Consider the following 11445-nt stretch of genomic DNA (forward strand, 5'->3'; position numbering starts at 1 on the left):
GCGTTTGATCAGGCGATCTGCGGATGCGCCGCGTTTTCCCGCCGCTCGCGCTCGCCCAGTTCGCGCACCAGCTCCTGGAGGAAGGATTCCGTGTAAGCGGGGAGGGTGCGCTCGGCGCGAACGTAGATGCCGAGATCTGACCACACCGGGCTGCCGGCATTGTCGAGCGGCAGGAAGACGAGCCGGCTGTCGCGCGACAGCCTGCTGATGCCGAGCTGGGTCTGGAAGGCGACGCCGACGCCGCGCGCGGCGAGTTCGCGCATCAGGTCGATCGAGTTGGCCTGGATGGCCGGCTCCGGCGTCTCGGACAGCTGCGCGATCAGCGGCTGCAGCAGATGGTAGATCGACAGCTCCGGCAGCGCATGGATGACGGGAAAGGCGAGACATTGGGTTAGCGTGACCGTCTTGCCGCGCGCCAGTGGATGATCGCACGCCACGACCGCGCCGAGGCGAAACCGTTTCAAGGCGACCTGGCGCAGATCCGGCGGATGGCGCAGCGCCATGGCGATGCCGATGTCGGCCTCGCCGCGGCTCAAGGCCTCCAGCACATCCGACGATCCCTTCACCTCGGTGGTGAAGCTGACGCGCCGGGCGCGGCCACGATGGGCGGCGATCAGGTCCGGCAGCACCGACTCCGTGAGCGACTCGATGCAGGCAATGCTGACAGTGCCGTGCCACGTCCCGGACAGGGACGCGACGTCCGAGCGGAAGCGGTCGAGGTCCTGGAGCACGTTCATGACGTGCCGGGCCAACATCTCGCCGACCGTCGTCAGCGTCAGGCCGCGCGCATTGCGCTCGAACAAGGGTGACCCAACCTCCTGTTCAAGCTTGAGAATCTGGCGGCTTACGGCCGACGAGGCAACGTTCAGCATGCGCGCAGCGGCCCGGATCGAGCCGGTGCGGCGGACGGCGTGGAAGTACTGGATGGCTGGTGAGTGAAATCGCATGGGACCCCCGGCCGGACTATAGCCGTTGCCGAAACGGCATCAACGTGTACGAAATTCTGTGCTTTTCGAGCGCGCTCCTCCCACCTAGGTTCGCCGCCGGCTTGGCCGGTCCTGTCGGGCCGCCATGCCATGCGCAACGAGGCGCCAGGGGATTCCGGTGAACGAGAACATTGTTTGCGAGGTCGCGCCGGACACGCGTCTGGTCGATCGCCGTCGCGCGGCGGCCTATGTCGGCGTGACCGCCGGACGCTTCGAGCAGCTGGTGCGCGACAGCGTCGTGCCACCGCCGGTCATGGTGGACAACAAGCGGCGCTGGCCGCTCGCGTTGCTCGACGTTGCGAAGGACGCGGTTGTCGCCAGCAGCATGCCGTGCCTGCCGCAGGTGATGGTCGAGATTGCGCAGGACGCGCGTCCCTGCGAACGGGCCCCCGCACCAGCCTCGCACGAACTGCCGGATAAAAACTGGTTCGAGCAGCGCGCGCGGTTCGTTCGGCGCGTGCGCCGGTCGCTGCTGTCGGGCAACGAGATACGGCTCTTGCGCGAGTTCAAGCTGCTCAGGCAGAACCAGATCAGCATGTTCGGCTATTACGGCAGTTTCGAAGCCCTGATGGTGCGCGGCTACATCGTCGAGCTCGCGCGAAAGCCGCCGTCGAGCCGTCCGCTGGTGACGTACCGGCTGACCGCGCAGGGCGAGCGGGTCATGTCGGCGCTCAAGGGCGAGCCGGCGATCTGACCGGCGCGGAAGGCGATGGCATCCTCCGGCATCATCGCACGGCGTGCATCTCCAGAAACGCCTTCACGCCGGTGACGGTGCCCGTGTCCGACGGCACATAACCGGGCAGGGTGGCGACGGCTGCGCGAAAATCGGCGCTGCGGACGATCTCCAGGATGCGTGGCATCGGCCCGGTGTCCAGGAACGCGCGCTTGCAGACGAAGAAATAATCCTCGGTCAGGAGCCGGATGAAATCGAGGCCGAAATGCCGGGCGGCGGCTTCGACGCCGAAGCTCGCATCAGCCATGCCGCTCGCGACATAGGCTGCGACCGCGGCGTGGGTGAATTCGATCTGCTGCGCGCCGTTGATCCTGCTCTCGTCGATGCCGTTTGCCGCAAGCAGTTGGTCGAACAGAAGCCGCGTGCCGGAATCGTGGTCGCGGTTGACGAAGCGGACTTTGGGTCCGGTGAGATCACCAAGCGAAGCAATGCGCAGCGGATTGCCGCGCGCGACCATCAATCCCATTTCGCGTGTGACGAAGCTGATGATGCGATCCTCGCGCGGATCGAGCCATTCGCGCGCAGCCTTGATGCCCTGGGCGCGCAGCGCGCCGTGCGGCAGATGCAGGCCGGAGAGATCGCAGGCGCCCTGCGCCAGCGAGACCAGCGAATGCTGGTTGCTGACATAGCGCAGATCGACGCCGATGCCGGGCTCGCGGTCGAGGAATTCGCGCAGTTTTGCGACCGCAAAACCGTGGCTGGCATGCACGCGGATCACCGACGGGCGCTGCTCGAGGAACGGCTTGATCTCGCTCGCCAGCTCCTGTGCCAGATTCTCAAGCTGAGGTCCGAGCCGGGCCTGCATGCGCTCGCCCGCCCACACCAGCCGCTCGCCGAACGGCGTGAGTTTCGAGCCCTTGCCGCGCTGGGTTTCCACCAGCGGCGTGCCGAAGAACTCCGACCATTGCTCGATCAGATTCCAGACATGGCGATAGGAGAGGTGCGCATCCTTGGCCGCGCTGGTGATCTTCCCGGTTCTCCTGATCTCGTTGAGGACGCCAAGCATGATGACGGCGGTGCGCGGATTGCCCTCCCGGCGAAACCGCCAGACGGCCTCGATCTCGATCTGAAGCATTGGTCCTCCCTATGAACTACATTTCATATGACCGCCGTCCATTTGCAATCCATATCATATTTACTCCCGTCCACAGGCGCCTAGTCTGGTATACCAGAACTGGAGGAATATGATGTCTGTTGCATATGACTTTGCACACTCGCCGGCCACCGAGTTCATGTCCCGGCCGCAGCATCTGCTGATCGACGGTCGCCGCGTCCCGGCGAGCTCCGGTCGCACATTCAACTCGCTCAATCCGGCCACCGGGCAGGTCATCGCCATCGTCGCCGAAGGCAACGAGGCCGATGTCGATCATGCAGTAGCGGCCGCGCGCCGGGCCTTCGAAGGCCCCTGGCGCACGATGCGGGCGTCCGAGCGCGGCCAGATCCTGCTACGCTGGGCAGACCTGCTCAAGGCTCACGCCGAGGAGATCATCGAACTCGAGTCGATCGATGCGGGCAAGCCGATCGCCGCGACATCGCGGCAGGATTTTCCGGCCGCCGTCGACACGCTGATCTACTACGCCGGTTGGGCCGACAAGATCAGCGGCGACGTCGTGCCCGTGCGCGATGATGCCCTGACCTACACCGTGCGCGAGCCGGTCGGCGTGGTCGCGGCGATCGTGCCCTGGAATTTCCCGCTGATGATCGGGATGTGGAAGCTCGCGCCGGCGCTGGCCTGCGGGTGCACCATCGTGATGAAGCCGGCCGAGCTGACCTCGCTGTCGGCGCTACGCATCGCCGAGCTCGCGCTCGAAGCCGGCCTGCCGGCGGGCGTCTTCAACGTCGTCACTGGCCCCGGCCGCGTCGTCGGCGACGCGCTGGTCAATCACCCTGACGTCGACAAGGTCACCTTCACCGGCTCTCCCGGTGTCGGGCGGGGAATCATGAAGGGCGCCGCAAGCAACTTCAAGCGCATCTCGCTCGAGCTGGGAGGCAAGTCGGCCAACGTCATTTTCGACGATGCCGATCTCGAAGCCGCATCGAAAGCTGCGGCTTCCGGCATCTTCTTCAATGCGGGCCAGGTCTGCTCGGCCGGCTCCCGCGTGCTGGTGCAGGAGAAGGCCTATGACGAGGTCGTCGAGCGGCTGGCGGCGCGCGCAAAGTCGCTCAGGATCGGCGACCCGCTCGACCGCAAGACGGTGCTCGGTCCCGTCATCTCCGAGAAGCAGATGAAGTCGGTCCTCGATTATGTCGACATCGGCCGGAAGGAGGGCGCGACCCTCGTCACCGGTGGCGAGAAGGTCGGCGATCGCGGCTACTTCATCAGCCCCGCGGTGTTCGCGAATGTCGCGCACGAGATGCGGATCTCGCAGGAAGAGATCTTTGGCCCGGTCGTCAGTGTCATCAAGTTCAAGGACGAGGCCGACGCTTTGCGGATTGCCAACGGCACGGCTTACAGTCTCGCCGCCGGCGTCTGGAGCCGCGACATCGGCAAGCTGCAGCGCTTCGCCAAGCGAGCGCGCGCGGGCACAGTCTGGATGAACACCTATGGCTATACCGACGTGCGGCTGCCCTGGGGCGGCGAGCGCGACTCCGGCCTCGGCCGCGAGCACGGCACCGCCGCGCTAGACAATTTCACCGAGCCCAAGGCGGTCTGGATGAATCTGGCCGTTTGATACCTCCCGAGTGGCCAAGCCTGGAGCCCGCCTGACCACCCGTGCAGGCGGGCTCTTTTTCGAGATCGATAAAATTGTCTGCATTCCGCTCAGCTGCGGCAAACCGTGCGGACAAGAACCGCGCGGCCTTAAACCCCGGCTTTGGAACCGGCGTGCATCCTGCCTGCAAAAGGGTGGGGCATCAGCATGTCAGTTCTCAGGGAGGTCGTCGTCGCAATCGCGGGAGTCTACGCACTTCTGTTTGCGTGCGACGCAATGTTCGGGATCGGCGAGGCGCGCTTCGACGACGTTTATTACAGCGCCAGCTTCTATGCGCCGCGGCCGAAGGAGTTTCGTTTCGCCGGCGATACGCCGCCGGCGGTCCGCGTCAGCGAGGCGTTTGCGCAATTCGCGCCGGGCGAAGCCAAGCCGAACAAGCGCTACTCGTCGCTGACCACGATCCTCCGGTAAGCACTGTCTATTCTCCCTGGATCCATTCCGCGACGCCGCGCCACAATGTGTCGCGATGTTCGGGGCGGAAGAAGCCGAAATGGCCAATCGCCTTGGCGCCGACGTCGGACGGCTTCACGTTGATTACCTCCGGCTTGATTGCGGTGAATCCGCTCGCAAGCAGCTCGACCGCGGGCCGCGTCGCCCAGGGATCGTCGGAGAAGCAGAGTGTGCGCAACTCGCCCTTGAACCTGGCGAAATTCTCCAGCGCCGGCAGCTTTGAATCGAAGAGATAACGGGGGCTCGAGACCCACTCGGCCCATTGCAGGAAGACGCCCTTGGGCAGATCCTCGCCGATGCCGGCCCAGCCCGGCGCGTAACCGAGCGCGTGGACGAGCGGCACGCCGACAAAATTCATGAAGGCGAAGACGCGGTATTTTTCCGGCGACGTCATCAGCCGCCAGGTCGCCGCCTGCGAGGCCACGAACGCGGCGCGCGAGATGTCCGCGTTGTTCGCGATCAGCCCGAGCGCCTGGCCGCCAAAGGAGTGCCCGACATAGGCCAAGGGCAGAGTGTGGTAGCGCTCGCGCATCCAGTGCACTGCGGCGGTGACGTCGAGCGCGGCCCAGTCCGACATCGAGGCCTTGAAGCCGACCAGCGATTTCGGTTGGTTGTAGCCAACCATCGCCGGCAGCCGGGAGTCGCCGATGCCGCGATAGTCGTAGGTCAGGACTGCGCAGCCGCGATGGGCGAGATAGGAGGCAAAGCCGCGATAGATTTTTCGCGGGACGGCAGTCGCCGAATTGACCAACACGGCATGACGTTTGGTGCCGCGGGGCAGGAATAGCGTGCCAGCCAGCGCATACCCGTCGGTCGCCGGGAAGCTGATCTCGTCGATGAAAACGTCGTCCAGTGCCGCGTCCATGGACCGAAGGTATCTGCCAGTTTCCAAGCCGTTTCCCAGCAAATGCGAATTTGGCTTTCCCCGCAAGGCTTTGCAGTGCCAGACGGATTTCAACTGGCGGCCGGTGGCCAGCCTGTGTATAAGGCGACCCTCGCAACCCACAGATCAGGTTGTGCTTTTTGCTTCACGGAGAGATTGCGATGTCCGAGCGGTGGACGCCCGAGTCCTGGCGCAGCAAGCCGGTGCTACAGGTGCCCGATTATCCCGACGCCAAGGCCCTGGCCGACGTCGAGGCGCAGCTTGCGACCTTTCCCCCGCTGGTGTTCGCGGGCGAGGCGCGCAATCTGAAGAAGGCGCTGGCGCGGGTCGCGGCCGGAGAGGCCTTCCTGCTGCAGGGCGGCGACTGCGCCGAGAGCTTTGCCGAGCACGGCGCCAACAACATCCGCGACTTCTTTCGCGTGCTGCTCCAGATGGCGGTGGTACTGACCTATGCCGGCGCCGTCCCGGTGGTGAAGGTCGGGCGCGTCGCCGGCCAGTTCGCAAAACCCCGGTCCTCACCGATGGAGAAGATCGACGGTGTCGAGCTGCCGAGCTATCGCGGCGACATCGTCAACGACATCGCCTTCACCAAGCAAGCACGCGTCCCCGATCCGCAGCGCCAACTGATGGCCTATCGCCAGTCGGCCGCGACGCTGAACCTGCTGCGTGCCTTCGCCACCGGCGGTTACGCCAATCTCGGCAGCGTGCATCAGTGGATGCTCGGTTTCCTCAAGGACAGTCCGCAGTCCCGCCGCTACAAGGAATTGGCCGACCGCATCTCCGACGCGCTCAATTTCATGCGCGCCTGCGGCCTCGATCTCGAGGCCCATCCCGAGCTGCGCGCCACCGATTTCTACACCAGCCACGAGGCCCTGCTGCTCGGCTACGAGCAGGCCATGACCCGCGTCGATTCCACCACTGGCGACTGGTACGCGACCTCGGGTCACATGATCTGGATCGGCGACCGCACCCGCCAACTCGACCACGGCCATATCGAATATTTCCGCGGCATCAAGAATCCGATCGGGCTCAAATGCGGCCCGTCGCTCAAGCCCGACGAGCTGCTGAAACTGATCGACGTGCTCAATCCCGACAACGAGCCGGGCCGGTTGACGCTGATCGGCCGCTTCGGCTCCGACAAGATCGGCGAGCACCTGCCGAACATGATCCGCGCCGTGAAGCGCGAGGGCAAAGTGGTGATCTGGTCGTGCGATCCCATGCACGGCAACACCATCACCTCGACGTCGGGTTACAAGACGCGGCCCTTCGATCGCATCCTGTCCGAGGTGAAGTCGTTCTTCGCGATCCACGCCGCGGAAGGCACCCATGCCGGCGGCGTGCATCTGGAGATGACCGGCCAGGACGTCACCGAGTGTCTCGGCGGCGCCCGCGCGATCACCGACGAGGATCTCAACGACCGCTATCACACGGTCTGTGATCCCCGGCTCAATGCCGAGCAATCCATCGACATGGCTTTCCTGGTCGCAGAACTGCTGAAGCAGGAACGCGCCGGCAAGATCAGGCCGATGCCCGCCGCAGCGGGGCTCTAGAACCTTGCTGCGGATCTGGAAGGCCACGATCAATTCCCGTAACGGTCTGGCCTTTGCGTTCCACTCGGAGCAGGCCGTCCGCGAGGAAATCGTTGCGCTCCTCTTGTCGCTGCCGCTTGCATGGTTCGTCGGCGCGACCGCGATGCGCGCGGTCGAGCTGATCTGCGCGGTCGCGTTCGTGCTGGTGGTCGAGCTGCTCAATACGGCGATCGAGAAGCTTGCCGACCGGCTGACCATGGATCACGACAAGCAGATCGGACGGGTCAAGGACATGGGCTCGGCCGCGGTCGGTGTCGCGCTGCTGATGGCCGGCGCGTTCTGGATCATCGCCATCATCGAGCGATTGGGATTTCTTTAAAGCGCGTATCGCGCTTTAAACTGTTTTTTCAGCATGATCTTTTCGGAAAACCGCTTCACTCTTTTCCGGATCATGCTCTGATCGGAGCGCCATGACCGAACGTCTCAACGCATTCGCGGTCACGCTCGCCCAGCTCAATCCGACCATGGGCGACATCGAGGGCAATGCCGCGAAAGCGCGCGCGGCGCGCGTGCAGGCAGCCGCCGACGGTGCCGATCTCGTGCTGTTTCCGGAATTGTTCATCGCCGGCTACCCGCCGGAAGATCTCGTGCAGAAGCCTTCCTTTCAGGCCGCCTGCCGCGCTGCGATCGAAGCGCTGGCGCGCGAGACCGCCGATGGCGGGCCGGCGATGCTGATCGGCACGCCCTGGGTCGAGGAGGGCAGGCTCTATAATGCCTGCGCGCTGCTCGATGGCGGCCGTATCGCTGGCCTGCGCTTCAAATGCAATCTGCCGAATTACGGCGTGTTCGACGAGAAGCGGCTGTTTTCGCGCGGGCCTGCCGCCGGCCCCGTCACCGTGCGCGGCGTGCGCGTCGGTGTGCCGATCTGCGAGGACATCTGGCTTGAGGAGTCCGAGGACTATGAGAACGTGGCCGAGACGCTGGCCGAGACCGGCGCCGAGATCATCCTCGTGCCGAACGGCTCGCCTTACGCCCGCGACAAGGCCGACGTGCGCTTGTCGGTCGCGGTCGCGCGCGTCACCGAGAGCGGTCTGCCGCTGGTCTATCTCAACCAGGTTTGCGGCCAGGACGAGTTGGTGTTCGACGGCGCCTCCTTTGCGCTCAACGGCGACCTTTCGCTCGCAGCGCAATTGCCGGCGTTCGCGGAGAGCATCACCACACTGCACTTCACGAGAAGCGGCGACGATTGGCGTTGCACCGGGCCGATCGCCGCGCAGCCCGAGGCAGACTACGCCGACTACGCGGCCTGCGTGCTGGGCTTGCGCGACTACGTCGCCAAGAATGGCTTTCCCGGCGTGCTGCTCGGCATTTCCGGCGGCATCGACTCCGCGCTGTGCGCGGCGATCGCGGTCGATGCACTCGGTTCCGATCAGGTGCACGGCGTGATGCTGCCTTATCGCTACACCGCGGCAAGCTCGATTGCGGACGCCGGCGAGCTCGCCGGCCATCTCGGCATCCGCTACGAGGTGCTGCCGATCGCCGAAGCGGTGACCGGGTTCGAGACCATCCTGTCCGGCGTCTTCAAGAATCTGCCGCCCGATGTCACCCAGGAGAATCTCCAGGCCCGCACCCGCGGCACGCTGCTGATGGCGATCTCGAACAAGACCGGCCTGATGGTGGTGACCACTGGCAACAAGTCGGAGATGTCGGTCGGCTACGCCACGCTCTATGGCGACATGAACGGCGGCTTCAATCCGATCAAGGACATCTACAAGACGCAGGTGTTTCGGCTGGCAAGCTTGCGTAATTCGTGGAAGCCCGAGGGGGCGCTGGGGCCGGCCGGTGAGGTGATCCCGCCCGACATCATCACGCGTCCGCCGACCGCGGAGCTGCGCGAGAACCAGACCGACCAGGATTCGTTGCCGGCTTACGACGCGCTTGATGCCATCCTGGAGCGTCTCATCGAGCGCGAAGAGCCGCTCGATATAATCATCGCCGCGGGCTTTGACCGCGAGACGGTCACCCGCATCGACCATCTCCTCAACGTCGCCGAATACAAGCGCCGCCAGGCCGCGCCCGGCGTCAAGGTCACAGCCAGGAATTTCGGCCGCGACCGCCGCTATCCCATCACCAACCGCTTTCGCGACAAAGGCGAGCAGCTCGCCGCTCCGGATGAGACGCTGGTCTCGCGTGGGAGCAAAGCCTCGATCGACGCGTTTGAGGGGTGAGGCTGGCGCTTGCGCTGCCGTTTCCGCAACCGAGATCGGCGTTATTGTGCCCTCGCCCCTTGCGGGAGAGGGCAGCTCCGCTGTCGAAGCGAACTCATTCGGGTGAGGGGTCTATCTCCGCGTACTCATGTGCACATGTGAGCGGATAGAACCCCTCATCCGGCGCTTCGCGCCACCTTCTCCCGCAAGGGGAGAAGGGAAGGGCTATTACTTCTGTTGTTGCGGCAGGAAGCTCGGGCCGACCGAACGGATCGGCTTGTTCTCGGAAGGCGTCGCAGGGGTGCCGGTGTCCGCCGGCGGCGTTGCTGCCGGGGCGCCAGCAGTCGTCGGTGCCGGAGCCGCACCCTTCTTGCCATTGGCGGCAGGCGTGCCCTTGTTGAGCTGCCGCTGCTGCATTTTCTTGGCGCTCTCCTCGGTGACGATGATGTCACCTTGCTGTTCGGCCGACGCCTTGTCGTCGGCCGATTTGAGCGCGTCCGCCCAGGTCTGGCCCGCGGCCTTGCAGGAGCAGGACGGGTTGAACTCGCTGCGGAATTTGAACGCGGTCGGCAGCGCCGTGTAGGGCTGGCCGCTGGTGGAGACCGCGGAGTTCATGTCTTCACCGGGATTGCGATGGGTGTAGAGCACGGCCTCGGCGGCCGGGCACAGCGCCTTGCAGGTCTTCTCGTCGTCGGGGAAGCGCGCCGGCACGGTCGCAAACGAGACCGGGAAGTAGGCGCCGTCGCAGGTGCGCACGCACACGGTGCGATAGGTGCCTGATTGCGGGCCGAGATCGGAAGGCGGCACGCCTTGCGGATTGTTGGGGTTGTTGCCGCCGAACAGATTGCTCAGGAAATTGCCGCCGCCTTGCGACTGCGCCGCGTTGGCATATTGCGGGCCGCAATTGTTCTGCGCCAGCGCTGCCAGCACCGAGCGGCGCTGGTTGTCACGCTCGGGGCTAAAGCCGCCGGGGCCGCCGCCGCGCAGGCGTTCGAGATTGCCGGTGATCTGGTCCAGATTGGCGCGCATCTGCTGGATCTGGGTGTTGACCGGACCGCATTGCGCCGACTGGCCGCTGAACAGCGAGAAGAAGCCGGAGGAATCGCAACCCATGCGCTTGGCCTGCATGGTGACACGATCGAGCTCGGCCTGCTGCTTGGTCTGAGATTCCTGATAGCGGCGGATCTGGTCTTCGCGCGCGGGATCACCGCCGCCGCCACGATCGAGACCGGCGAGCTGACCTTCCAGGCGCGCGCACATCGGGTTGGGTCCGAGCCCGTTCTGGCCGGACTGAGGCGGCGGTCCCGGCGGGCCGGCCTGTGCGAACGCGTTATTGGCGAGCGCAACCGTGCTGAAGAGCACGGCAGAGGCAAGGATCGAGCGAGCACGGGAGAGAGACATAAATTCAGGCATATCCGCCATTCTAGCGAGGTCACGGCCAGGCGTGATGTGGGGAGGCCGGAGCGCGCCCTCCCATAGCCGCTTCCTGCGGCATCGTCACGTCGTTTCAGAGGCCAGCGATTGGGCCTAAGGTACGCCAGTTCCGAGCGAATTCAGCGCTGGCAGGTGATTGCGACATATTCGTCGCAATGGCCATGGGAGCAGTTTGCGCCGGATTTGGGGACAGAGCCGGTAATTTCGTCGGGATCGACCCGGCGATAGGCCGAAGCCTGGGCAAAATCGCGTGACTGGCAGTAGGTGCGGGCGACCTGCGCGCCGCATTTGTCGCTCTTGGCCAGGCACTGATCGACGCCGTAGCCGTCCGCCTGGTTCGGGATGATGAAGACGCGGGTCTCCGCGAGAGCGCTGGACGCCGCAAGGATGGAGGCGCAGGACATGAGCGCGAGCAATGATCGCATGAAAACACCGGGGCAAAAAATGTGAACTGCCAGTTCCAGAATGGGCTCAAATGGTTAAGGAGATGAACCATCTGCGCGCGGCGGCTG

At 64.9% G+C, this 11445-nt stretch carries 11 protein-coding genes; 6 read left to right on the plus strand and 5 right to left on the minus strand.

Translation table 11 applies throughout. The annotated features are described in order from the left end of the window. Positions 1–8: 8 nt before the first annotated feature. Positions 9–947 (minus strand): LysR family transcriptional regulator, encoded by a 939-nt coding sequence (locus tag AC0L23_RS06260; protein ID WP_473356801.1) that lies wholly within the window; start codon positions 945–947, stop codon positions 9–11. A gap of 157 nt (positions 948–1104) precedes the next feature. Between AC0L23_RS06260 and AC0L23_RS06265 the strand changes: the two genes are divergently transcribed. Then, positions 1105–1680, plus strand: a complete 576-nt coding sequence (locus AC0L23_RS06265; RefSeq protein WP_166517741.1) for a hypothetical protein — start codon at positions 1105–1107, stop codon at positions 1678–1680. 31 nt (positions 1681–1711) lie between these two features. Here AC0L23_RS06265 and AC0L23_RS06270 read toward each other — a convergent pair whose 3' ends face one another. Next, positions 1712–2794, minus strand: a complete 1083-nt coding sequence (locus tag AC0L23_RS06270; RefSeq protein WP_085352738.1) for a substrate-binding domain-containing protein — start codon at positions 2792–2794, stop codon at positions 1712–1714. Positions 2795–2906: 112 nt separating this feature from the next. On the opposite strand from AC0L23_RS06270, the gene AC0L23_RS06275 reads away from it, so the two are divergent. Continuing rightward, positions 2907–4391 carry an aldehyde dehydrogenase family protein gene (locus AC0L23_RS06275; RefSeq protein WP_085385795.1) on the plus strand — a complete coding sequence of 495 codons (1485 nt, stop codon included), beginning with the start codon at positions 2907–2909 and terminating at the stop codon, positions 4389–4391. Between the two features lie 186 nt (positions 4392–4577). Beyond that, positions 4578–4841: a hypothetical protein gene (locus AC0L23_RS06280; RefSeq protein ID WP_085352740.1), complete on the plus strand. Its 264-nt coding sequence runs from the start codon at positions 4578–4580 to the stop codon at positions 4839–4841. Positions 4842–4848: 7 nt separating this feature from the next. On the opposite strand, the gene AC0L23_RS06285 is transcribed toward AC0L23_RS06280, so the two are convergent. Beyond that, positions 4849–5745, minus strand: a complete 897-nt coding sequence (locus tag AC0L23_RS06285; RefSeq protein ID WP_085362159.1) for an alpha/beta hydrolase family protein — start codon at positions 5743–5745, stop codon at positions 4849–4851. 179 nt (positions 5746–5924) lie between these two features. On the opposite strand from AC0L23_RS06285, the gene AC0L23_RS06290 reads away from it, so the two are divergent. From AC0L23_RS06290 to AC0L23_RS06300, 3 genes are all read left to right on the plus strand, one after another. Beyond that, positions 5925–7313: a class II 3-deoxy-7-phosphoheptulonate synthase gene (locus AC0L23_RS06290; RefSeq protein ID WP_085352741.1), complete on the plus strand. Its 1389-nt coding sequence runs from the start codon at positions 5925–5927 to the stop codon at positions 7311–7313. 4 nt (positions 7314–7317) lie between these two features. After that, complete coding sequence (locus AC0L23_RS06295) at positions 7318–7671, plus strand: diacylglycerol kinase (protein ID WP_085352742.1); 354 nt, start codon at positions 7318–7320, stop codon at positions 7669–7671. Between the two features lie 91 nt (positions 7672–7762). Next, entirely contained in the window at positions 7763–9520 is a 1758-nt protein-coding gene (locus tag AC0L23_RS06300) for an NAD+ synthase (protein WP_473356802.1), read from the plus strand. Between the two features lie 207 nt (positions 9521–9727). Here the strand turns inward: AC0L23_RS06300 and AC0L23_RS06305 are convergent, their stop codons facing one another. After that, on the minus strand, positions 9728–10921 hold the full coding sequence (locus tag AC0L23_RS06305; protein ID WP_085352744.1) for a DUF2865 domain-containing protein: 1194 nt from the start codon (positions 10919–10921) through the stop codon (positions 9728–9730). Between the two features lie 131 nt (positions 10922–11052). Next, positions 11053–11358, minus strand: a complete 306-nt coding sequence (locus tag AC0L23_RS06310) for a hypothetical protein (protein WP_026233782.1) — start codon at positions 11356–11358, stop codon at positions 11053–11055. Between the last annotated feature and the right edge of the window lie 87 nt (positions 11359–11445).

Source organism: Bradyrhizobium sp. MI1.4 (genome assembly GCF_055811315.1).

Bases quoted from the DNA above. Each gene is read 5' to 3' on its own strand.
- AC0L23_RS06260 (WP_473356801.1), bottom strand. From the start codon at position 947: ATGCGATTTCACTCACCAGCCATCCAGTACTTCCACGCCGTCCGCCGC.
- AC0L23_RS06270 (WP_085352738.1), bottom strand. From the start codon at position 2,794: ATGCTTCAGATCGAGATCGAGGCCGTCTGGCGGTTTCGCCGGGAGGGC.
- AC0L23_RS06275 (WP_085385795.1), top strand. From the start codon at position 2,907: ATGTCTGTTGCATATGACTTTGCACACTCGCCGGCCACCGAGTTCATG.
- AC0L23_RS06280 (WP_085352740.1), top strand. From the start codon at position 4,578: ATGTCAGTTCTCAGGGAGGTCGTCGTCGCAATCGCGGGAGTCTACGCA.
- AC0L23_RS06285 (WP_085362159.1), bottom strand. From the start codon at position 5,745: ATGGACGCGGCACTGGACGACGTTTTCATCGACGAGATCAGCTTCCCG.
- AC0L23_RS06290 (WP_085352741.1), top strand. From the start codon at position 5,925: ATGTCCGAGCGGTGGACGCCCGAGTCCTGGCGCAGCAAGCCGGTGCTA.
- AC0L23_RS06300 (WP_473356802.1), top strand. From the start codon at position 7,763: ATGACCGAACGTCTCAACGCATTCGCGGTCACGCTCGCCCAGCTCAAT.
- AC0L23_RS06305 (WP_085352744.1), bottom strand. From the start codon at position 10,921: ATGGCGGATATGCCTGAATTTATGTCTCTCTCCCGTGCTCGCTCGATC.
- AC0L23_RS06310 (WP_026233782.1), bottom strand. From the start codon at position 11,358: ATGCGATCATTGCTCGCGCTCATGTCCTGCGCCTCCATCCTTGCGGCG.